The 23038-nt window shown below is 72.6% G+C and carries 15 protein-coding genes and 1 pseudogene; 10 read left to right on the plus strand and 6 right to left on the minus strand.

What is annotated here, in order from left to right; translation table 11 throughout:
* Nucleotides 1-22 precede the first annotated feature (22 nt).
* Nucleotides 23-907 carry an SGNH/GDSL hydrolase family protein gene (locus OG494_RS01065; RefSeq protein ID WP_328451001.1) on the minus strand — a complete coding sequence of 295 codons (885 nt, stop codon included), beginning with the start codon at nucleotides 905-907 and terminating at the stop codon, nucleotides 23-25.
* 87 nt (nucleotides 908-994) lie between these two features.
* Complete coding sequence (locus OG494_RS01070; RefSeq protein WP_328451003.1) at nucleotides 995-1624, minus strand: class I SAM-dependent methyltransferase; 630 nt, start codon at nucleotides 1622-1624, stop codon at nucleotides 995-997.
* 74 nt (nucleotides 1625-1698) lie between these two features.
* Here OG494_RS01070 and folC point away from each other — a divergent pair, with 74 nt between their 5' ends.
* Together folC and OG494_RS01080 are read left to right on the plus strand one after the other, a co-directional pair.
* Nucleotides 1699-3354: a bifunctional tetrahydrofolate synthase/dihydrofolate synthase gene (gene folC, locus OG494_RS01075; protein ID WP_328451005.1), complete on the plus strand. Its 1656-nt coding sequence runs from the start codon at nucleotides 1699-1701 to the stop codon at nucleotides 3352-3354.
* A gap of 47 nt (nucleotides 3355-3401) precedes the next feature.
* Nucleotides 3402-3761: a DUF4233 domain-containing protein gene (locus OG494_RS01080; protein ID WP_328458843.1), complete on the plus strand. Its 360-nt coding sequence runs from the start codon at nucleotides 3402-3404 to the stop codon at nucleotides 3759-3761.
* A 1-nt stretch (nucleotide 3762) separates the two neighbouring features.
* On the opposite strand, the gene OG494_RS01085 is transcribed toward OG494_RS01080, so the two are convergent.
* Nucleotides 3763-6120 (minus strand): penicillin acylase family protein, encoded by a 2358-nt coding sequence (locus OG494_RS01085; protein ID WP_328451007.1) that lies wholly within the window; start codon nucleotides 6118-6120, stop codon nucleotides 3763-3765.
* Nucleotides 6121-6286: 166 nt separating this feature from the next.
* Here OG494_RS01085 and mdlC point away from each other — a divergent pair, with 166 nt between their 5' ends.
* Nucleotides 6287-7873: a benzoylformate decarboxylase gene (gene mdlC / locus OG494_RS01090; RefSeq protein ID WP_328451009.1), complete on the plus strand. Its 1587-nt coding sequence runs from the start codon at nucleotides 6287-6289 to the stop codon at nucleotides 7871-7873.
* 107 nt (nucleotides 7874-7980) lie between these two features.
* Here mdlC and OG494_RS01095 read toward each other — a convergent pair whose 3' ends face one another.
* Complete coding sequence (locus tag OG494_RS01095) at nucleotides 7981-8991, minus strand: ABC transporter substrate-binding protein (protein WP_328451011.1); 1011 nt, start codon at nucleotides 8989-8991, stop codon at nucleotides 7981-7983.
* Nucleotides 8992-9709: 718 nt separating this feature from the next.
* Between OG494_RS01095 and ndk the strand changes: the two genes are divergently transcribed.
* From ndk to OG494_RS01115, 4 genes are all read left to right on the plus strand, one after another.
* Nucleotides 9710-10120: a nucleoside-diphosphate kinase gene (gene ndk, locus OG494_RS01100; RefSeq protein ID WP_328451012.1), complete on the plus strand. Its 411-nt coding sequence runs from the start codon at nucleotides 9710-9712 to the stop codon at nucleotides 10118-10120.
* Between the two features lie 48 nt (nucleotides 10121-10168).
* Nucleotides 10169-10900: a maleylpyruvate isomerase family mycothiol-dependent enzyme gene (locus tag OG494_RS01105; protein WP_328451013.1), complete on the plus strand. Its 732-nt coding sequence runs from the start codon at nucleotides 10169-10171 to the stop codon at nucleotides 10898-10900.
* A 126-nt stretch (nucleotides 10901-11026) separates the two neighbouring features.
* Nucleotides 11027-14359: a phosphodiester glycosidase family protein gene (locus tag OG494_RS01110; RefSeq protein WP_328458844.1), complete on the plus strand. Its 3333-nt coding sequence runs from the start codon at nucleotides 11027-11029 to the stop codon at nucleotides 14357-14359.
* Between the two features lie 41 nt (nucleotides 14360-14400).
* On the plus strand, nucleotides 14401-15345 hold the full coding sequence (locus OG494_RS01115) for an ABC transporter ATP-binding protein (RefSeq protein WP_328451015.1): 945 nt from the start codon (nucleotides 14401-14403) through the stop codon (nucleotides 15343-15345).
* On the opposite strand, the pseudogene OG494_RS48280 reads toward OG494_RS01115, so the two are convergent.
* A pseudogene (locus OG494_RS48280) lies at nucleotides 15314-15685 on the minus strand (hypothetical protein); the annotation flags it as partial. The gene OG494_RS01115 and the pseudogene OG494_RS48280 sit on opposite strands and share 32 nt — an antisense overlap.
* Before the next feature lie 453 nt (nucleotides 15686-16138).
* Between OG494_RS48280 and OG494_RS01120 the strand changes: the two are divergent.
* Nucleotides 16139-16945, plus strand: coding sequence for an ABC transporter permease (locus tag OG494_RS01120; RefSeq protein WP_328451017.1), 807 nt, complete (start codon nucleotides 16139-16141; stop codon nucleotides 16943-16945).
* Nucleotides 16945-17775, plus strand: a complete 831-nt coding sequence (locus tag OG494_RS01125; protein ID WP_328451019.1) for an ABC transporter permease — start codon at nucleotides 16945-16947, stop codon at nucleotides 17773-17775. The genes OG494_RS01120 and OG494_RS01125 overlap by 1 nt, the downstream gene beginning before the upstream one ends.
* A gap of 106 nt (nucleotides 17776-17881) precedes the next feature.
* Here the strand turns inward: OG494_RS01125 and OG494_RS01130 are convergent, their stop codons facing one another.
* On the minus strand, nucleotides 17882-19312 hold the full coding sequence (locus OG494_RS01130; RefSeq protein ID WP_328451021.1) for a S8 family peptidase: 1431 nt from the start codon (nucleotides 19310-19312) through the stop codon (nucleotides 17882-17884).
* Nucleotides 19313-19851: 539 nt separating this feature from the next.
* On the opposite strand from OG494_RS01130, the gene OG494_RS01135 reads away from it, so the two are divergent.
* Nucleotides 19852-22953: a translation initiation factor IF-2 N-terminal domain-containing protein gene (locus OG494_RS01135; RefSeq protein ID WP_328451023.1), complete on the plus strand. Its 3102-nt coding sequence runs from the start codon at nucleotides 19852-19854 to the stop codon at nucleotides 22951-22953.
* The last annotated feature ends 85 nt before the right edge of the window (nucleotides 22954-23038 follow it).

Genomic DNA, 23038 nt, shown 5'->3' on the forward strand with positions numbered 1-23038 from the left:
CAGGGTGCCCCTCACGCGCGAATCAGCGGGCCTGCTTGAGCACCACCGCGGCCACGCCGGCCATGCCCGCCTTCAGCGGGTGGTAGGCCGCCGCGGCGAAGACGTTCTGGTTCTTGCCGTTGATCCACGCCGAGCCGCCGCGGGCGCAGGCGTCGTGCCCGCGGGACGGGCCGAACGTGTCCACGTAGGTGGCCTTGCCGTCCGCGTCGACGGCGTCCGACAGGGCCTGGTTCAGCTCCTGCTCGACCTCGTTCAGCCAGCCGTAGTCGCCGTCGGCGAACGGCAGGACGTCCGGGCAGTAGCCGCTCGGCGGCGCGATCCGCGGGTAGCCGACGACCAGCACCCGCGCGCCCGGCGAGCGCTGGTGGATGGCGGCGAGCACGGCCTCGACGCGCGGCTCGATGTTCCCGATGGCCGTCTTCACCGTGTTGACGCCGTTGGGCGTGAAGTGCTCTTCGCACGGGCTGCCGGTCGGGTCGCCGGCCCGCAGGCCCGGGCACGTCCCGACGATGCCGCCGAAGACGCCGAAGTCGTTGCCGCCGATGCCGAGGGTGACCAGGTCGGTGTCGATCCGCAGGGCGCCCAGCTGGGGCGGGTTGGTGCCGTTGAACGGCACCGACTGCGGCCGGGTCATGTTCGTGGTGTCGGCGCCGGCGCAGCTGACGTCGTCGAAGTCGCCGACGCGGAGCGCGTCCGCCAGCACCGACGGGTAGTTCGCCGTCGACCTCCCGCAGCCGAGCGGGTCGGTCCGCTGGACCGGGATGAACGGCCCCGAGGTGTAGGAGTCGCCGAGCGCGACGTAGTGGTGGATGCGAGAAACCGAGAGCGCCGCCGACGCCGCGGTGGCGGACGCGGGAAGCAGGATGGCTGCCGAGACGACGGCGACGAGCAGCCGGGTGATGCGCATGAAGACCCCGTTCTGTTCTGAGAAAAACTCCCTCCACATCTAGCGAGCACGGGGTGGTGCGGGGGCGGACTTCACCCGCCCGTGGTGTCACAACGGGTGATCGATTTCTGGCTCACGGTAAGTGATCAGCGTGCGCCAGAACAGCAAGGGCCGGACCGTGCTGCCGGGCAGCAGCCGGGCCGCGTCGCGCCGCACCTCGGCGACCGAGGGGAACCGGGCCTGCGTGGGGGCCCGTGGCCCGTCGTCCCCGCCGCCGTTGAGCCGCTCGCCGGCGTAGACGACCAGCCGGGCCAGCGCGTTCGCGGGCACCGCCGCCAGCTCCCGCAGCCAGTCCCGCGGGCCGCTCGGCCGGGCCGGGGTCAGCACCACGAGCACCCCGCCCGGCACCAGGGCGCGGCGCAGCTTGGTGACCGTGCCGAACGGCACGTGGTGCAGGGACGCGAGGCACGAGATGTAGTCGTAGTGCTGCTCCGGCAGGTCGTCGGTGGTGACGTCCGCCTGCCGGTAGACGATCTTGCCCGGGCCCGGCGACCCGAGGCCCGACGCCGCTTCCACCATGGCCGCCGACACGTCGAGGGCCTCCACCGCCATCCCGGTCGCGGCCAGCCGCCGCGCGAACCGGCCGGTGCCGCAGCCGACGTCCAGCGCGATCCCCGGCCCCGGCGGCAGCTGGTCCAGCAGCAGCGGGTGGTAGTGGTCGTTGTGGTTGAACGGCATGCGTCGAGAGTGCCACCAATCGCGCACGTAGACTCGACGGGCAAGTGCGAAAACCCCAGGCCGGAGGAGATTCAGTGCCGCAGGATGAGACAGGTCGCAGGCCGGACCTGTCGGATCTGGACAGCTTCGCGGGCGTCGACGAGCTGGGCGCCCAGGGGTACGAGGACGACGACGACACCGACCCCGAGCTGAACGCGCGGGACACCGCGTTCGACGCGGGCGGCGGCGCGCGCGGCGGGATCGGCGGGATCGGCCAGCTGGGCGACAACCTCGCCACCGGCCCGGTGCCCGACATGATCACCGCCGAGGACGCCGAACTGCACGAACTCGACGACCAGGGCGTACCCGAGGCGTACGGCCACCCGGACGGCCCCGAGGCCCGCCGTGAGCTGATGGCCGTCGAGGCCGAGCTGAACCAGCGCTGGCCGGAGACGAAGATCGAGCCGTCGCTGGCCCGCATCTCCGCGCTGGTCCAGCTGCTGGGCGAGCCGAACCGCGGCTACCCGGTGCTGCACGTGGCCGGCACGAACGGCAAGGGCTCCACCGCCCGGATGATCGACGCGCTGCTGACCCGGATGGGCCTGCGTGTCGGCCGCTACACCAGCCCGCACCTGCAGCTGGTCACCGAGCGGATCGCGCTCGACGGCCACCCGATCTCCGCCGCGCGCTACGCCGAGCTGTGGCACGACCTCGCGCCGTACGTGGCCATGGTGGACGGTGCCGCCGCGGACGGCGTGGCGATGAGCAAGTTCGAGATCCTCACCGGGATGGCCTTCGCCGCCTTCGCCGACGCGCCCGTCGAGGCCGCGGTGGTCGAAGCCGGCCTGGGCGGCGCCTGGGACGCGACGAACGTCGCGGACGCCGAGATCGCCGTCATCACGCCGATCGGCCTCGACCACATCGAGTACCTCGGCCCCGACATCCTCGGCGCGGCCAAGGAGAAGGCCGGGATCATCAAGCCCGGGTCCGTCGCGGTGATCGCCGAGCAGGACCCCGAGGTCCTGAAGGTGCTGCTGGACCGCGCCGTCGAGGTCGACGCCGCGGTGGCGCGCGCCGGCAGCGAGTTCGGCGTGCTCGAGCGCGAGATCGCCGTCGGCGGGCAGATGCTGAAGCTGCAGGGCCTCGGCGGCGTCTACGACGAGATCTTCCTGCCCCTGCACGGCGCCCACCAGGCCCAGAACGCCGCGCTCGCGCTGGCCGCGGTCGAGGCGTTCTTCGGTGCGGGCAAAGACAAGCAACTGGTCATGGAGGCCGTGCGCGAGGCGTTCGCGGAGGTCGAGAACCCGGGCCGGGTCGAGCGGGTCCGCGCGGCGCCGACCGTGCTGCTCGACGCCGCGCACAACCCGCACGGCGCTCGCGCGCTGGCCGCGACCGTGGCCGAGGAGTTCGCCTTCCGCCGCCTGGTCGGCGTCGTCGGCGTGATGGCCGAGAAGGACGCGCGCGGCATCCTCGACGCGCTGGAGCCGGTGCTGTCCGACGTCGTCGTCACACGCAACTCGTCCCCGCGGTCGATGCCGCTGGAAGAGCTCAACGACCTGGCGATCTCGATCTTCGGGGAAGACCGGGTCGTCGCCGAGACCGATCTGCAGACCGCCGTGGAGACGGCGATCGCGCTGGTGGAGAGCAGTGACGACCCCGAAGAGGCCCTCGCGGGCGGCGGCGTGCTGGTCACCGGCTCGGTCGTCACCGCGGGCGAGGCGCGCACGCTGTTCGGGAAGGAGCCGGCGTGAGTGAGACCCCGGAAACCACGGAAACCGCACCGAAGCCGAAGGACCCGATGAAGGGGTTCCGCGGCGTGATGTCGGGGATGCTGATCCTGGAGGGCATCACCGTCGCCCTCGCGCTGCCGGTGGTGAACAAGCTGGGCGGCGGGATCGGCACCGGTACCGGCTGGACCGTGCTGGGCGTCGCGCTCCTGCACGTCGTCCTCTGCGGGTTCGTCAAGCGGCCGTGGACGGTCCCGGTGCTCCTCGCGCTGCAGGTCGTGCTGATCGCGCTGGTGTTCTGGCTGCCCGCGATCGCCGTGCTGGGCGTGATCTTCCTGGCGGTCTGGCTGTGGCTGCTGTGGCTGCGCAAGGACGTCGCCCGCCGGCTGGCGGCCGGCACCCTCGCGAGCCAGCAGCAGCCCCAGCCCTGACTCACCGCAGGACGACGACCCGCAGCGCGGGGGAGCGCAGGATGTCGGCTTCGCAGAAGCGGTCCTTCACCCACTGACCCCGGCTGTAGAGCTTCGTCTGGTCACTGAAGTACGGCGACTTCGGGTTCGCCGACTGCGAGTAGGTCAGCACCGTCGAGGAGTCGGGGCACGCGTGCCCGCTGAACCCGACCACCTGGATGTAGCTGGACCCGTGCTGGATGTCGACGACCCCGCGCGACGGGTCCCACAGCGGCGTCATCACGTTGAGGATGCCGAGCTGCCCCGGTCCGCCGTGGATCGGGATCCGCTCACCATTGCGGGTGACGGCCTGGCCGTCCCGCAGCGGCGCGTCCGGCGCGAGCCCGGCCTTGCCGAGGTCGGCCAGCGCGTCCCCGAACGCCTTCTGCACGCCGGGATCCGCCGTGTTCAGCGTGTTCGGTGTGGTCACCGGGGCCTTCGGGTCGAACGGCACGGTGAACCGCGCCGCGCCGCCGAGCCGGACGGTGAACCGGTGGAACAGCAGCGAACCGCGGCTGTCGAGCGAGTACGTGTGATCCCACTTCGCCAGGGCCGCGCACGCGGGCCCGACCGGCTGCGGGCCGGTCGACGACGGGGCCTGCCCGCCGGGGAACGACGCGCACAGCTTCGCCAGGTCCGCCGCCGTCAGGTCGGCGAGCAGGCTGTGGTCGGCGAAGAGCAGCTGCTTCATCGAGTCCGTCGTGAACCCGCCCTTTTCGGCGCTCAGCAGCGCTTCCCGGGTCCGCGGTGAGCGTTCGGTGCCGATGTCGCCGGCGATCCGCGGGTAGCCGGTGATCGGGGTGGCCGCGTTCGCGAGCCACGCGCTGTCGTTCGTGTTCAGCTCGTAGTCCCGGCTTTGCTGCTGCGGCAGCCGCGACGGCGCGAAGATGCCCGGCTCCACCGCGCCGGGGTCGGAACCCCAGCCGCACGACGACTTCGAACCGTCCAAGATGGACAGTCCTTCGGCCGGGAACGTCTGCTGCCCCAGCGGAGTGCTGCACGTCTTCGCCTGCTCGTCCGTGACGTGCGGGACGACCTGGACGTCGGAGTACAGCGCGTGGCCCGCCCGGTCGGTGGCGATGGTGTTGACCCACGGCACCCCCTGGGTGCTGCTCAGCGCGCGGGTGATGTCCGCCGTGCTGCGCGCCTGGTCGAGCTCGAACCAGGTGTTGAGGCCGCGCAGGTTCGTCGCGTTGGCATCGCGCACCGCGTACGCCGACTTCGCCGTCCACGGCACCGGGATCCCGGCGACGTCGCCGATCACCGGCCCGTACCGCGTCGACCAGAACGTCTGCCGGACCGGCTTCAGCGAGCCGTCGGCCTGGCGCACCTGGACCGAGACGTCGCGCGAAGTCATCTTCTCGGCCTTGCCGTCGACCAGGTAGGTCGTCGGGTCGCCGGGCTTCAGCGGCACTTCGAACAGGCCGAAGGTGATCGGCGTGGACACCGTGTGCGTCCAGGCCGCGTCGGCGGTGTGCCCGATCTGGATGAACGGCATGCCGAGCAGGCTCGCGCCGGCCACGTCGAACCGGCCCGGGATGGTCAGCTGGCTCTGCCAGAACCGGCGCCCGGCGTGCCACGGGTAGTGCGGGTTGCCGAGCAGCACACTGCCCTTGCCGGCCGCGGTGCTGTCGGCGCCGATCGCGATCCCGTTGCTGCCGAGCCCGCCGCCGCCGAGCGTCTCCCGGACGCGCGTCGCGAGCTGATCCGCCGTGCCGGGGGCCGGTGTCGCGCTCGTGGTGGGTGGCGCGGTGAACAGGCCGTCGGTGATCGCGCCCTGTCCGCCGGTGATCGCGATGGCGTAGTAGTGCCGGTAGAAGTCCTGCTCGGTGATCGGCCGGACCCAGTCCGCGCCGCGGCAGGCCGGGTCGGAGATCCCGGCCCGGCCGGTGCGGGCGAGGTAGGCGTTGAACCCCCGGACGTAGCCGGAGACGATGTCGCGGACCTCGCGCCGCGGCCCGAGCGGCGCGGGCTGCGCGACCAGCCGGTCGACGACGTGGGAGTCGTTGATCCGCTGGAAGAACAGGTCGCTGTGCAGGTTGCTGCCCGCTTCGGACAGGGACGGGTACCCCTCGCCCTCCGGGCCGAAGTACTTCGAACGCTGCGCGGTCACCGTCAGGTAGATGTTCGCGAGCTCGCAGACGTTGTCGGTCGCCGCCGCGAAGCCGTACCCGTAACCGAGCCCGGCGAAGTCCTTCGCGACGATGTGCGGGACGCCGTGTTCGGTGTAGCGGAGGACGGCCTTGCCGCCGTCCTGGCCCGCGTCCGCGATCCCGGTGCCCAGCGTGGTGGCGGCGAGTGCCGCAGTCAGCACCGCCAGGGTTTTCCCGAATGGTCTCATCTGACCCCCTTGTCGTGCTCGCCACGCTACCGACGGCGAGCCCGCGCGACATGGGGGAAATCCCCCGGGATCCGGGCGGCGCGTCCAGAGCGGATCGCCCGCTCACCGGCGTCGGGGCGGCCTTTTGGGGGCTTTCCTTCGCAAGGCTAAGCGTTAGTCTGTGGGCATGATCAAGCGTACGGTGCTGGACGCCACCCGTGAACTCCTCCGCGACCTCGGCCTCACCACGGTGTTCGGCAATCCCGGCACGACCGAAGTCCCGTTCCTGACCGACTGGCCGGACGACTTCGACTACATCCTCGGCCTGCAGGAGTCCGCCGTCGTGGCGATGGCCGAGGCCTACTCCCAGGCCGCGCGCAAGGCCGTGCTCGTCAACCTGCACTCCGCGGGCGGGGTGGGGCACGGGCTCGGCAGCCTCTACACCGCGTACAAGAACCGGACGCCGTTGATCGTCGTCGCCGGCCAGCAGAGCCGCTCTCTGCTGCCGCACGATCCGTTCCTCGGCGCCATGGACGCACCCGAATTCCCGAAGCCGTACGTGAAGTGGTCGATCGAGCCCGCGACCGCCGAAGACGTCCCGGCCGCGCTCGCCCGCGCTTACCACATCGCGACGCAGGCGCCGTCCGGTCCGGTCTTCGTGTCCGTCCCGGCCGACGACTGGACCGCCACCACCGAACGCCCGATGATCAACCGGGCGCGGATCCGGGGCTTCGCACCGGATCCCGAGGCCGTCGCCGAACTCGCCGCCGCGCTGGAGGCCGCCGAACGGCCCGCCATCGTCGTCGGCGGGGCCGTCGACCAGGACGGCGCCGTCGAAGAGACGATCGCCCTCGCCGAGCGCGTCAACGCCGGCGTGTGGGTCGCGCCGATGTCGTCCCGGTGCTCGTTCCCCGAGAACCACCCGCTGTTCCAAGGCTTCCTCGACCCCGAGCGCGGCGCCGTCTCCGACCGGCTCGCGCAGCACGACCTCGTCGTCGTGCTCGGCGCGCCCGCCTTCACCTACCACGTCGACCGCGGCCGCGGGGAAGCTCCGCTGCCGCCGCTGTTCATCCTCAGCGACGACGAGCAGATCCTCGCGCGCGCGTTCGAAGGCACCGGGATCCGCGCCACGCTGAAGCTCGGCATCCGCGCGGTCGTCGACGCCGTGGGTGAGACGAGCCGGCCCGCGCCCGCGCCGCTGGAGCGTCCCGCGAAGCCGAGCGGCGAGACGCTGACCGGCGAGTTCGTCTACTCGACGCTCGCGGACCTGTTGCCGGACAACGCGATCGTCGTCGAGGAGGCGCCGAGCCACCGCGGTGTCCTGCACGACCACCTGCCGATCGCCTCGACCGACACGGGTTTCCTCACGGTCGCCAGCGGCACGCTCGGGTACGGCGTCCCGGGTGTGGTCGGCGCGGCGCTCGCCCGGCCGGACCGCAAGGTGATCGGCGTGGTCGGCGACGGCTCCAGCATGTACGGCATCCAGGCCCTCTGGACCGCCGCGCGCCAGGAACTCCCGGTGACGATCCTGATCCTGGACAACACGGAGTACGCCGCGGTCCGCATCTTCGGCGACTCGATCGGCGGCGGGAAGCTGCCGGGCACCGTGCTGGGCGGCATCGACTTCGCCGCGCTGGCCTCGAGCATGGGCTGCCAGGGCGTGACGATCACGGAGCCCTCCGGCCTGGTCCCCGGCCTGACGGCGGCGTTGGCCGACTCGCGTCCGACGCTGGTGCACATCCGCGTCACCTCGGCGGAGAAGTCGCCGTACTGACGCGGTAGTTCCCTCGGGTCCACCGAAAAAGGCCGGCCAGGCCGACGACCTCCCGAGCGGGAGGAAGTCGGCCGGGCCGGCCTTTTTCGCCGAGCGGTTCCGCTAGCTCAGCTGCCCGCTTGGGGGGCGATCATCGACGAGGCGTCCACCGCGGTCGTGATCGCGCCCATCTGGAGCATCAGGTCGGGCACGCGCTGGAGGCGCCGGGGGTCCAGCTTGGCGGTGAAGGCGGGCAGGTTGAGCAGCTTCGCGGTGCCTTCGTCGATCTTGGCGTACTTGACCAGGATCGGCTCGATCTTGGACCGGTCCGCGGCGGTGTCGCTGGTGGCCTTGGCCAGTGCGCGCTGGAAGGCGGCGAGCGTCTTCGGGTTGGCCTGCACCCACTTCTTGGTCGAGGCGTAGCCCGACAGCGGGAAGTCCTGCGTCGCGCCGGTGTTGACGTCGACGACCGGGATCGCGCCGGCGGTCTTGGCGGCCTGCGACAGGAACGGTTCGGGCAGCAGGGCCGCGTCGACCTGACCCGCCGCCAGGGCCGCCGCGACGTTCGGGAACGGGATCTGGGTCCAGTTCACCTTGTCGATGGGGACGCCGTGGTCCTTCATCAGGGACTTGGCCAGCAGGTCGCTCGCGGTGTTCTTGGCGGTCATCGCGATCCGCTTGCCGGCGAGGTCGTTGATCGTCTTCACCGGCGAGTTCGGCACGGTGACGATCGCGAAGGACTTCGGGCTGATCGACGTCGCGTCCGAGACGAACTGCAGGTCGGCCGCGCCGGTGCTCTTCGCGACGAAGAACGGCATGTAGCTCGAGATCGCGATGTCGGCCTCGCCGGAGATCGCCTTGGTCATGGACGCCTGGCCACTCGCGGCCGTGACGGCTTCCACTTCGAGGCCCTCGGCCTTGAAGTAGCCGCCGTCCTGGGCGAGCCACAGCGGGGCGGTGTCGATGGTGGGCAGGATCGCGACCTTGATCTTGGTCTTCTCCAGGCCGCCGCCCCCGGACGACGAGGTGTCCGAGCTGTCCGAGCCGAGCGCGCTGCAGCCGGTGAGGGCCGTGGCGGCCGCGACGACGAGGGCGAGCCCGAGCGTGGTGCGGCGAGTGCGAACCCGGCCTCTGCTCATGGCGTTTCCAAGCAAGGCCTGCTCCTTGAAGAATGTGGCGGTTGGTGTACCGAATCCGATGGGAGTGTGTGACTCATTCTCGGGAGCCACGCGGGCCACTGTAGAGAAGGCGACAGCTCGCTCACAACGGGTGTGATCAATACTTGACTAGGTGACACACGTCACTCTTTCGCCTTATGGCCTAGATCCGTTGGGCTACTTGCCGTAGCGGTCTTACCCACAGTAGGGCCAATGTCGTGAACAGGACACAGCGGAGCCTCGCGACTTCCGGTGGGCCGGCTCTCGGCGAGGGCCGCCTTTGCGACACCGGCGCGCTGTCTTCCGCGTCCCCGCCGAGGGCCGATGTTGCGCACGGTGAGTGGCCGGTGACCGGTTCGTTCTGGTGAAATCTGCTCTTCAGGGCGGCGAGCGGGCTCGCTTCGGGCGACGAACCGGGCCGTCCACTCCGGACGCGACGTCGTCCGCATCCGCCTCGCCCCACCGTGAACGAGCATCGGCCCGCCCGGCTCCGGTGCCGGGCAACGGGACTTTCCCTTGGCGCTGCGCGAATCGAAGCGACACAACGACTCCTCGGCGCTCGACAGCAGGAAACGCCTTCACGGCTTTTTCACACCGCCGTCCCGGCTGCCCGGTTTGTGACCACGACTACGGAGGCGGCCGAGGGGGTCGGCTAGGCTCCGCGCACCGACACGCAACCGCAACAAGGAGAAATTCCGTCGTGACTGAACGCACGCTGGTCCTGGTCAAGCCCGATGGCGTCGCGCGCGGCCTCGTCGGCGAGGTCATCTCGCGGATCGAGCGCAAGGGCCTCAAGCTCGTCGCCCTCGAGCTGCGCACCGTGCCCCAGGCCCTGGCCGAAGAGCACTACGCCGAGCACAAGGAGCGTTCGTTCTTCGGCGAGCTGCTGGAGTTCATCACGTCGGGCCCGCTGGTCGCGCTCGCCGTCGAGGGCCCGCGCGCCATCCCCGCGTTCCGCCAGCTGGCCGGCGGCACCGACCCGGTCGAGAAGGCCACCCCGGGCACCATCCGCGGCGACTTCGCCCTGGAGACCCAGTACAACCTGGTCCACGGCTCGGACTCGGCGGATTCGGCCGAGCGCGAGCTGAAGCTCTGGTTCCCCGACCTGTGATCGGCACCGGGGCCACCCCCGGGTGGCCCCGGCCCGCCCGGAGACCCGATGACGACGATGCCGTTCCCGGCCCGTGACTACCTGCCCGTGCTGCGGGAGCTGACCGGCGGGTTCGCCGAGGTACTGCGCGCCGCCGACCCGGCCGCGCCGGTGCCGGACTGCGCGGGCTGGACCGTCGCCGACCTCGCCACGCACCTGGGCAACGTGCACCGCTGGGCCGCTGCCGTCGTCACCACCGGTGAATCGCAACGGCAGAGCTTCGCCGACGACCCGGGTGCCGACCTCGTGTCCTGGTACGCCGCAAGCGCCCGGCAGCTGGTGGACGCGCTCGAAGCCGCCACCCCCGAGGACCCCTGCTGGCACTTCGCGGGCACCGGGAAGGTCAAGGCCTTCTGGTTCCGCCGTCAGGTCCACGAAACCGCCGTCCACCTGGCCGACGCGCACGCCGCGGCCGGCACCGCCGTCGCGCTCGACCCGGCGGTCGCCGCGGACGGCGTCGACGAGGTCCTCACCGCCTGGCTCCCGCGCGTCACCCGCTGGCACGCCCCGCCGCCGCTGGCCGCGCCCCTCGCGCTGCGCACCACCGACACCGGCGACGCCTGGACGCTGCACCCGGGTGAACCACCCGCGCTCGGTCCGGCCACCGGATCCGTCGCGACCGCCGAGGCCACGGCGCAGGACCTCCTGCTGCACCTGTGGAAGCGCACCGCCCCCTCGCCGCGTCTCACCGGCGACACCGCGACCGCCGAACAGTTCCTCCGGGCGCCGTTCACGGCCTGACGGGGTAGCTGTTCTAGACCATTCAGGCGGCGTTCACCGCGAAGCCTTCCCGTGGCCGCGTCGCTGCGCTGTGCTGGTCCGGCTCACTCTCACTCGATACTGGGGTACCCGGTGAAGAAGTCACGCATGGTGCTGTCCGGCGCGCTGATCTCGCTGTTCGCGTCGGTGCTCGTCGTCCCCGCCCACGCCGATCCGCTCGCGGCACCGCTGGGCACGCCGCCGATCGAGGCCGCGCCCGCCGCGTCGTCGGCCCACGAAGGCCCGGCGACCTTCGCCGCCGCGGACCCCGACGACGGCCTCGTCATCGGCAGCGCGACCACCGAGGTCGCGCCCGGCCTGGACCTCACCCAGTTCGACCGGTACGACCCGGCGGGCTGGATCCGCGGCGACACCCTCGCCGTCGACCTGAGCAGCAAGGTGCTCCGGCCGACGTACCTCAGCCCGGGCACGGTTTCCGCGCGCACGCCGCTCTCGCAGCAGGTCGCGCGCGCCGGCGCGGTCGCGGGGGTGAACGGCGACTTCTTCGACATCAACGCCACCGGCGCGCCGATCGGCGTCGGCGTCGACCACGGGCAGCTGCAGACCGCGCCCGCGTCGGGGCACAACCTCACGGCCTCGATCACCGACGAGGGCAAGGCCCGGCTGGCTTCGGTGTTCCTCGAAGCGACCGTGACGCTGCCCGGTGGTGCGGTCGAGGCGACGAACTTCAACAGTCCCGTCCTGGACCGCGACGCGATCGGCGTCTACACGCCGTTGTGGGGCGCGTCCGGCCGCGCGACGTCCGTGGCCGGAGCCACGCGGGTCCTCGAGGTGGAGCTGCGCGACGGCGTCGTCACGCAGGTGCGCACCGCGCCGGCGGACGGCCCGATCGCGGCGGGCACGACGGTGCTTTTGGCGCGCGAAGCCGGGGCGGACGCGCTCGCTGCGCTGAAGCCGGGCGACGCGGTCGGCGTCACGTACGCGCCGCGCACGGACGCGGGGAAGATCGCGGTCGCGGTGGGCGGCAACGAAGTCCTGCTGCGCGACGGTGTCGTGCAGCCCGTCGACAACGTCGCGATGCACCCGCGGACCGCGGTCGGGTTCTCCGCCGACGGCACGAAACTGTGGCTGGCCACTGTGGACGGACGGCAGGCCGACAGCCGCGGCATGACCGAGCTGGAACTGGCGCGGCACATGAAGGGCCTCGGCGCCGACGACGCGATCAACCTCGACGGCGGCGGCTCGTCGACCCTACTGGCCCGCAACGAAGGCGAGGCGGCGCCGAGCATCCGCAACTCGCCGTCCGATGGCGGGGAACGCCTGGTGCCCAACGGGATCGGCTTCGGCACGGCCCCCGGCAGCGGGCGGCTGACGGCGTTCGCGCCCGCGCCCGCCGTCGCGACGGCCGACGCGACCCGCGTCCTGACCGGCCTGACCCGGCACCTGGTCGCCGACGGCCACGACGAGACCGGCGCCGCTGTCGCCGCCGAACCGCGCTGGACGACGTCCGATCCCCGGCGCGCCACCGTGACGCACGGGGTCGTCACGGGCCACGGCCCCGGCGGGATCGACGTCGTCGCGAAGTCCGGCCGGGCGTCCGGGAAGACGGCGCTTTCGGTGCTGGGCAAGCCGGTCCGGCTCGGCACGAGCACCGAGCAGGTGGCGCTGTCGGCGGCCGGCGCGACCAGCACGTTCAAGGTGTACGGCTACGACGCCGACGGCTACGGCACCTGGCTGGAGGCCGACGACGTCAAGCTCGACTACGACCACTCGGTCGTTCGCGTGGCCCCGGCGGGCGACGGCTACTCCGTGACGGCGCTGACCGCGTCCGGCGCCTCCGCGATCACCGCGACGGCCGCGGGCCTGAGCACCCACCTCGCCGCGTCCGTGGGCACGGTCGCCCAGGTCGCGGCGCCACTGGACGGCCCGGCGGGCTGGACCGCGACGGTGTTCCCGGCGGTCGTCGGCGCGGCGCTGTCCGCGGCGCCCGGGCGGGACGGCGGCGCCGGTCTCGCGCTGGACTACCGGCTCACCGGCACGACCGCGACGCGAGCCGCCTACGTGACGCCGTCCGCGGCGCTGCCGGTGCCGAAGGGCACGCAGAAGATCGGCGTGTGGGTGAACGGAGACGGCCAGGGCGCCTGGCTGCGGGCGGAACTGCGCGACGGCGCGAACGTCGCGTCCATTGTGGACCTTGCGCTGAGCGTGGACTGGACGGGCTGGCGGTACGTCGCCGCCGCGGTGCCGGCCGGACTGCCCGACGGCCAGCGGCTGGCGCGGTTCTACGCCGTCGAAAACATGCCGGACCAGCAGTACGAGGGCCGGCTGGTGTTCGACGACCTGACGTTCGAGGTGGCGCCGTCGGCGACGGTGCCCGCGGACCCGGCGCCGCGCGACCCGGCCCTGGTCACCGACGGCGTCCTGACCGGCGGCCTGCGCGTCGCGGTCGTCAGCGACGCGCAGTTCACCGCCGACGACCCGGCGGGCCCGCTGGTCGCCCAAGTGCGGCGGGCGCTGCGCGAGGCCGTCGCCGCGAAGCCGGACCTGGTGCTGCTCAACGGCGACTTCGTCGACCGCGGCACCCCGCCCGACTTCACGCTCGCGCGGCGGGTGATTTCCGAGGAGCTGGACGGCAAGGCGCCCTGGTACTACGTGCCGGGCAACCACGAGGCGGAGGGCGGCAACGGGCTGGCCAACTTCCAGGCGGTCTTCGGCGACACCCACCGCGTCGTCGACCTGCGCGGGATCCGGCTGGTGCTGCTCGACTCCTCGCGCGGTTCGCTGCGGGCCGGCGGGTTCGACCAGGTCCGGCTGCTGCGCTCGGCGCTCGATTCGGCGGCGGCCGACCGGAACGTGCGCGGGGTCGTCGTCGCGATGCACCACCCGGTGAAGGATCCGAGCCCGACCGGGAACTCCCAGCTCGCCGACCCGAAGGAGGCCGCGCTGCTGACCGGCTGGCTGACCGGCTTCGAGCAGACGTCCGGAAAGCCCGCGGCGTCGATCGCCTCGCACGCGGGCGTGTTCTCACTGTCGCGTGTGGACGGTGTGCCCTACCTGGTCAACGGCAACTCGGGCAAGGCACCCGCGGCCGCGCCGGGCGACGGCGGGTTCGTCGGCTGGACGCTGCTGCGCGTCGACCCGGCCGACCGCGCGCAGCCGGTGCGGTTCGAGACCCGGCCGAACGTCGACTCGCTGGCTCTGGCGGGTCCGGCCGAGCTTTCCCGGGGTGCGCACGCCGACGTCCGCGCGACGCTGCGCCAAGGCACCCGCGACGTCCCGGTGTCGTACCCGGTCAGCGCGGACTGGACGGGGGCGTGGGGCACGCACATCGTGTCCGGGACCTGGCCGCCCGCGCCGTGGGACGTCGCGTCGTTCGACCCGTCGACCGGGGTGCTGACGGCGTTGCGCCCGGGCGTCGCCAAGCTGTCGGTGACGGTCAACGGGGTGACGAAAACGCTGGTTTCGACCGTTCGCGGCTAAACCGTTCGGTTTTTGTCGGTGGCGGGTCCTATCGTCGGGGTGTGGATCAGACGGAGGAGCGGGAACCGGCGCTGGTGCAGGCCAAGGCACTGGTGAAGCGGTTCGGCGGGTTCGAGGCCGTGCGCGGGATCGACGTCGAGGTCCGGCGCGGCGAGGCGTTCGGCTTCCTCGGCCCGAACGGCGCCGGGAAGTCGTCGACCATGCGGATGATCGCGTGCGTGTCCCCGAGGAGCGACGGCGACCTGCGGGTGCTGGGGCAGGATCCGGACGTCGCCGGTCCGCGGATCCGCGCGCGCCTGGGTGTGGTGCCGCAGCTGGACAACCTGGATGTGGAGCTGACGGTCCGGGAGAACCTGATCGTCTACGCCCGGTACTTCGGGCTGTCGCGGGCGGTGGCCAAGCGGAAAGCCGCCGAGCTGATGGAGTTCGCCCAGCTGACCGACCGGGCCGACGACAAGGTGGATCCCCTGTCGGGCGGCATGAAACGGCGCCTGACGATCGCGCGTTCGCTGGTCAACGACCCGGAGCTGCTGCTGCTCGACGAGCCGACGACGGGTCTCGACCCGCAGGCCCGCCACCTGTTGTGGGACCGCCTGTTCCGGCTCAAGGCCCAGGGCACGACGCTGATCGTCACGACGCACTACATGGACGAGGCGGAGCAGCTGTGCGACAGGCTGGTGGTGATGGACCACGGCCGCATCGCGGCGGAGGGCTCCCCGGCCGAACTGATCAGCCGCTACTCGACCCGCGAAGTCGTCGAGCTGCGGTTCGCGTCGGGGGAGCAGGAGTCGGCGGCATCGCGGGTGGAGGGCCTCGCGGAGCGGGTGGAGGTGCTGCCGGACCGCGTCCTGCTCTACAGCAACAACGGCGAGGCGGCCTTGGAAGGCACCCACGCCCGGGGCCTGCGGCCGCTGTCGAGCCTGGTGCGCCGGAGTTCCCTGGAGGACGTCTTCCTCAGGCTGACCGGCCGAACGCTGGTGGACTGATGAACTCGGCTTCTCTTGGCGCACACCACCGCCCCGCGCCTCTCCGTCCCCCCGGCGAGCCAGCCGCCCCAGTCGGCGAGTCGCCCGCCCCGGTCGGCGAGTTGGCCGCCCCGGTCGGCGAGTTGGCCGCCCCGGTCGGCGAGTTGGCCGCCCCGGTCGGCGAGTTGGCCGCCCCGGTCGGCGAGTTGGCCGCCCCGGTCGGCGAGTTGGCCGCCCCGGTCGGCGAGTTGGCCGCCCCGGTCGGCGAGTTGGCCGCCCCGGTCGGCGAGTCGCCCGCCCCGGTCGGCGAGTTGGCCGCCCCGGTCGGCGAGTCGGCTGCGGGCGTTGTGTTGGCCGTGCCGGGTGGCGAGTCGGCTGTACCGGTCGCGACGGTGGCCCTGGCCCGGCGGCCACGGCCACGGCTCCGCCGGGCTCCTGCCGATGCCCCTCGCCGGAGGGATCCGCGGGGGCGTAGCTCCCGCGCCCCACGCGCGCACCCCCGCCGGGTGACTCGGCGGTCGTGTGTCCGTCAGGAGATGCCGCGCGCGCACCCGTGCCGGGAGATTCGGCGGTCGTGTGTCCGTCAGGAGACCCCGCACGTGTGCCCGTGCCGGGAGATTCGGCGGTCGTGTGTCCGTCAGGAGACCCCGCACGTGTGCCCGTGCCGGGAGATGCGGCAGTCGTGTCTCCGGCAGGGGACCTCACGCGCGCACCCGTGCCGGGTGACTCGGCGGTCGTGTCTCCCCCAGGAGACCCCACGCGCGCACCCCCGCCGGGAGAGCCGGCGGTCGTGCCTCCGCGGGAAGGACCGGTCATGACCACCGTCGCATCCAGCGGCCGGGTCGTCGGCCGGTGGCACGGCGCCTGGCTGCGCGTCGAAGGCCACTGGACCTGGTACCGCCGGCACTGGCTGTCCACTTTGTACTCCACCGGCCTGCAGCCGGTGCTGTTCCTCGCCGCGATGGGTCTCGGCTTCGGGTCGCAGGTCCGGCCCGGCACCGTCACCGGCGGCCTCTCCTACCTGCAGTACATCGCACCCGCGCTGCTCGCCGCCGGTGCCGCGCAGCAGGCGGTCGGCGAGTCGAGCTACCCCGTCCTCTCCGGGTTCAAGTGGCAGAAGGACTACCTGGCCGTCACCGCCACGCCGGTCTCGCCCGGCCAGGTGCTCGGCGGTCACCTGATCTGGTCGGCGCTGCGGCTGACCCTGGCCGGCGCGATCTACGCGTTCGTCGCGGTGTTCTTCGGCGCCTGGACCGGGCCCGGCGTGCTGCTGGTGATCGTCGCCGGCACGGTCACCGGCCTCGCCTGCACGACACCGATGGCGGCGCTGGCGGCGAGCACCCACGACGAGGGCCAGCGCTTCGGGATGATCTTCCGCTTCGTCGTGATGCCGATGACGTTGTTCAGCGGCACGTTCTTCCCGATCTCGCAGCTGCCCGCCGCGATCCGCTGGCTGGCCTGGCTTTCCCCGCTGTGGCACGGCTCGCAGCTGGCCCGTGGCGTGAGCGTCGGCGGGGTCGGCGGCTGGGCGATGCTCGGCCACTTCGCCGTGCTCGCGGCGTTGTTCGCGGCCGGGTGGGCGCTGGCGCACCGGGCCTTCTACAAGAGGCTGGTGGTCTGATGGTGCGCGTCCAGGCCCCGCCGCGCCGCGTCGGTCTGCTGCTGCGGATCCTCCCGCCGGGGCTGTACGCCGGGCGGGCGAGCGCGCTGATCGAGCGCGCGACGATGGTCTACCGGAACAACTGGCTGATCTTCCTGTCCGGCGCGGCCGAGCCGTTCCTCTACCTGCTGGCGTTCCAGCTGGGGTTCGGCAGGCTCGTCAGCGAGGTGACGGGCCCCGACGGCCGCCCGATGAGCTACGTCGCGTTCGTCGCCCCGGCGCTGCTGGCGACGTCGGCGATGAACGGCGCCGTCTTCGAGTCGACGTTCAACCTGTTCTTCAAGCTGCGCTACGCGAAGCTGTACGACGCGATGCTGGCAACCCCGATCGGCCCGCTGGACGTCGCGCTGGGCGAGATCGGCTGGGCCGTCCTGCGCGGCGGCGTCTACGCGGTGGCGTTCCTCGGCATCGCGGCGGCGATGGGCCTGCTGGTGTCGTGGTGGGCGTTGCTGATGGTCCCGGCGGCCCTGCTCGTCGGCCTCGCCTTCTCCGCGATCGGCATGGCCCTGGTGACGTTCGTGAAGTCGACCGCCCAGTTCGACTACATCCAGCTGGTGCTGACCCCGATGTTCCTGTTCTCGACGACGTTCTTCCCGCTCTCGGTCTACCCGGAGCCCCTTCACTGGGTGGTCCGGTGCTTCCCGCTCTACCACGCGATCGAGCTCATGCGCGGCCTCGCGACGGGCATCCTGTCCGCCGGCATGCTGGGCAACCTCGCCTACCTGCTGGTCCTCGGCGGAGTGGGCCTGTGGGCCTCGACCCGCCGCATCGCGAAACTCCTGCTCACGTGACGCCGTGTCGTCCACCCGGGTACGCGTGTCGTCCACTGAGGCACGCGTGTCGTCCGCCGGATCACCCGAGTCGCGTCCCCGCTCACGCGAGAACCGGGCGGTGACGTCAGCGGGCCGGGTCCGGCCGTCCGGTCCGCGGCGCCACCGCCGCCATCGCGTCCACCATGCCGTGCCCGTAGAAGCCGTTGAACCCCTCGTACCCCGCGCAGTACGCGTCCTGGGTCCCGTCCCCGGTCAGGTCGTAGTCGGCCGGGCAGGCCATCGGCGTCGCCTGCCCGTCCAGGAGCCGCCGCAGCTGCCGCGGGCCCGCGCCGGGATGCGACGACGCCAGCAGCGCGAGCACGCCGGCGACGTGCGGGGCCGCCATCGACGTCCCGCACAGCGGCGCGTAGCCGCCCGGGACCGTCGAGAGCACGCACTCGCCGGTCTCGCCGCCGGGGGCGGTGACGTCGATCACGCCCAGGCCGTACGAGCTGTACCCCGCCTTCACCCGGTCCGCTCCCACGGCCGACACCGCCACGACGTCCCGCAGCCCGGCCGGCAGGGCCTCGCACCCCGTGCCCGCGCCGGGTGTGCCCGAACGCGCGGACGGCGTCAGGTCGACGGCCTCGTTGGTCGCCGCCGCGACGTTCAGCGTGCCCGCCGACGTGCTGTATTCCACAGCTCTGGCCAGGACCTCGTGCACGACGCCGCGGTCGTCGCCGCGGATGCACGACAGCGACCACGGGTTGACGAAGAAGCTGCTGTTCGTCAGCTGCATGTGCCGTGACGCCGCCCACATCAGCCCGCACACCGCGGCTTCGGGATCGGCGTACCCGCGGTCGTCGATCACCTTCACCGAGGCGACGCGCACGCCGGGCGCCACGCCGGTGACGCCGTGGCCGTCGTCGGCCGCCGCGATGATGCCCGCGACGTGTGTGCCGTGGACCGACGTCGTCGGCGCCCACGCGCTCTTGTCCTGGTCGGGGGCGCCGGTGAGGCAGCCGGCGGAGTCGTCGCGGTCCAGGGCCGTGGTGAGGTCCGGGTGGGCCGGGTCGATCCCCGAGTCGAGCACGCCGACCACGACGTCGCGGCGGCCTTCGGACACCTTGTGCGCCCAGCCCGCGTTGATCGCCTGCATGTCCCACTGCCGCTCGCTCAGGTCCGCCGTGGGCACCGCCGCGGGGTCGGTCGCCGGCAGCGTCGCCCGCGCGGGCTGCGGTTTCACCGGGTCGGTCGCGTGCTGTGCGGCCAGCCGCTCACCCTGGGCGCTGAACGTCCGGTCGAGGCCGATCCGCGCGCCGAACCCCGCGTCGCCGGACGTGGCCACGGCGACGGCGATCTGCGGGTAATACACGGTCGTGGCACCACAGGCGCCGGCGATCCGGGCGCGCGCGGTGGACTCGGCGGTGCCGCGGTCGAAGGTGACGACGTAGCGCAGGGGCCGGCCGTGGCCGCAGGAGAACTCGCCGGCCGTCGCCGGAGCGGCGGTGACGCATCCCGAAAACACCAGCATGATGCCCACGACCGCCCGCAGCGGCCGCGCCAGCAGGGACACTCGACCTCCCACCGGATGCCGGAACCGCGGGTGCCGGCGCGCGTGCGCCCGGCCACCCCGAGCCGCACGCTAGCCACCCCGCGCCCGGCGGACAAGCTCTTCGGCCAAGTTCGCCCGGCCGGTACCCCCGCGGCGCGCCCGGACGGCCTGCGGGAGGTACCGAGTACGACGGAGCGGTCACCGGGTGTGGGATACTCGGGGTGGCCGCTGGGCCGCGGGGCACACGTGAGAGGTGCTGCCTGCGGCGTTGCGGCCCGGTGAAGTGCATGAACCAGCACCACGCGCGTCGCCGCCCGCAGACCGGGCGGCTGGACGACGTGGCGGGCGGCCCGGGGGCCGTGAGGCCTGGGCAGGTACCCGCCGAGCAGACCTTTGACCGGGTTGCGCGCCATCGGGAGTCGATGGTGCGGCGCCCGGTCGTCGGGCAAGGATTCCCGCCGCTGGTGACCACCACGGCGGAACGAACAGAAAGGGGCCCCTGCGCGGCCGCGTCCCTGCCGGGTTGAACCGGCAGACGCGCCCGGGGGCGGAGGAGACACATGTCGAACGCGGAAACACCCGCCGAGCACACCGGCGGGAATCCCGCCACACCCACGACCGGCCCGCTGGCCGACCTGCCCGCCCGGATCCGGGTGCACGCGCTGGCCAAGCTGCTCGAGTCGCACAGCCGGGACGTCCTCGCGAAGCTGACCGAACTGGGCGAAAGCGTCCGCAGCGCGCAGTCGAGCGTGACCCGGGAAGTGGCCCTCAAGGTCGCCGAGGCGTTCTCGGGCGGTGACGTCGAGGCCGCGCCGGCCTCCGGCGGTGACGTCGAGGTCGCTCCGGTCTCGGGCGGCGATGTCGAGGTGGCCCCGGCTTCCGGCGGTGACGTCGAGGTCGCGCCCACCGGGCGGACCCGGCGCGAGCCGGAACCCGAACAGCCCGCCGCCGAGGCCGAGAAGCCGCGGCCGCGGCAGAAGAGCCGCGCGCACCTGCCGGTGTTCGCCGCGCCGTCGCCGGTCTTCCTGCCGCCGGAGCCCGCCGCGACCAAGCCGGCGCGCAAGCCGGCCGACCCGTTCGCGGAGCCGCCGGCCCCGGCGCCCGCGAAGCAGAAGCACCAGCGGCCCGAGCCCGAGCCCGAGATCGCCGAGGAAGAGGAGGCCGAAGACACTTCGCCGGCCACCGACTCCGACGACGACGGTGACGACGCCAACAGCCGCCGTCGCCGCCGCCGTGGCCGCCGCGGCCGTGGCCGGGGCAAGGGCGCCGACGGCAGCGACGAGAACGAGGGCGACGACGCCCAGGCCGAAGAGGAGCCGCAGCAGCAGCCCGCGCGCCGCCGCTCCCGCAACGGCAACGCGGACGAAAAGCCCGCGAAGGACGAGTCGGACGCCACCGAAGAGCCGGAAGGCGACGACGCCGACAACGACGACAACGACGGCGAAGGCGGCAGCAAGCGCCGTCGCCGTCGTCGCCGCCGCAAGGGCTCGGACGGTGACGACGCCGGGGACACCGGCACCGACGACCCGCCCAACACGGTCACCCACGTCCGCCAGGCCAAGGCCGAGCAGGCCGAACGCGCCGAGCGCGAGCGCCCGGCGCGCGACGAGGTGCGCAGCGTCCGCGGCTCGACCCGGCTCGAGGCCAAGCGTCAGCGCCGCCGTGACGGCCGCGAGGCCGGCCGCCGCCGTGCCCCGATCCTGTCCGAGGCCGAGTTCCTCGCCCGCCGCGAGGCGGTCGAGCGCACGATGGTCGTCCTCGAGAAGGGCGACGCGACACAGATCGCCGTGCTCGAGGACGGCGTGCTGGTCGAGCACTTCGTGACGCAGTCGGGCTCCGGTTCGATCGTCGGCAACGTCTACCTCGGCCGCGTCCAGAACGTGCTGCCGAGCATGGAGGCCGCGTTCATCGACATCGGCCGCGGCCGCAACGCCGTGCTCTACGCCGGTGAGGTCGACTGGGACGCCGCCGGCCTGGAGGGCAAGGCCCGCAAGATCGAGCAGGCGCTGTCCACCGGCGACTCCGTGCTGGTCCAGGTCACCAAGGACCCGGTCGGGCACAAGGGTGCCCGGCTGACCACGCAGATCTCGCTGCCCGGCCGCTTCCTGGTCTACGTCCCCGCGGGCGGCGCCACCGGCATCTCCCGCAAGCTGCCGGAGAACGAGCGCCGCCGGCTCAAGGACATCCTCAAGCGGATCGTCCCGGAGGACGCGGGTGTGATCATCCGCACCGCTTCCGAGGGGATCGGCGAGGAGGAGCTCGGCCGCGACGTCGACCGCCTGAAGGCCCAGTGGGACGTCATCAAGGAGAAGGCCGACGCCGGCTCCGGCCGCAAGGGCGGCGCGCCGACCATGCTCTACGAAGAGCCGGACCTGCTGGTCAAGGTCGTGCGTGACCTCTTCACCGAGGACTTCGCCAAGCTGGAGATCCAGGGCAACCGGTCGTGGGAGACCATCAACGACTACGTCAGCGGCGTCGCGCCGGAGCTGGCCGAGCGCCTCAGGCGCTACACCGGCACCGGTGACGCGTTCGCCGACCACCGGATCGACGAGCAGATCACCAAGGCCCTCGACCGCAAGGTCTGGCTGCCCTCGGGCGGCTACCTGGTGATCGACCGCACCGAGGCGATGACGGTCATCGACGTCAACACCGGCAAGTTCACCGGCTCGGGCGGCAACCTCGAGGAGACGGTGACCCGCAACAACCTGGAGTCGGCGGAGGAGATCGTCCGCCAGCTCCGGCTGCGGGACATCGGCGGCATCATCGTGATCGACTTCATCGACATGGTGCTCGAGTCCAACCGCGAGCTGGTGCTGCGCCGGCTCACCGAGTGCCTCGGCCGCGACCGCACCCGCCACCAGGTCGCCGAGGTCACCTCGCTCGGCCTGGTGCAGATGACCCGCAAGAAGATCGGCACCGGGCTGCTCGAGGCGTTCTCGACGCCGTGCGAGCACTGCAAGGGCCGCGGCGTCGTCGTCTCGACCGAGCCGCAGCGCACGGCCGGCGGCACCGCCCACTCCCACAGCGGGAACGGCGGCAACGGTGGCGGTGGCAACAGCGGCAACGGCGGCAACGGCGGTGGCGGCAACACCGGCGGCGGGGAGAAGAGCTCCCGCCGGTCGCGCGGCCGCGGTGGCAAGGGCGAGGAAGCCGCCAAGGAGCAGGCCGAAGCGGCCAAGGCCGAGGTGCACGCCGTTCCGCCGCCGGAGAAGCGCGAGTCGATCGCGTCCGCGGTGGCGGCGATGGCGAACGCGTCCAAGGTCGCCAAGGAACACCCGCACGAGCACGGTGCCCTCAACGGCAACGGGCCCGTCCCGGAGGTGACCGACACGGCGGAGGCCGGGCAGGCCACCGAGGTGCCGGACGAGGCCGTCGTGGCTCTCGGGCCCGCAGTGCCGGCCACCGAGGTCGCGGACGTCCCGGTGACCACCGAGGCGGACGAGACGCCGGTGCCGCACGAGGAGCCGGCCGTCGAGCGTTCGTCGGCTCCCGAGCCGGCGGAAGAGCCCGTCACACAGTCTTCGGAGGCCGCTGAGCCGGTCGCCGAACCCGAGGTCAGCGTGCCCGAACCGGCCGGACGCTCCACCCGGCGCCGTCCGCGCCGGGCCGCGTCACGCCCGGCCGGTCCGCCGGTCAAGGCCTCGGAGCAGAGCGCAAACTGAACGACTTGGGGACCCCGGTGGTAACGCACCGGGGCACCCCACGTAACCTGTAGTACGGCCTACCACCAGAGTAGGCCGCCTGCGT

It is taken from the genome of Amycolatopsis sp. NBC_00438 (assembly GCF_036026695.1).
Taxonomy (GTDB): Bacteria; Actinomycetota; Actinomycetes; order Mycobacteriales; family Pseudonocardiaceae; genus Amycolatopsis.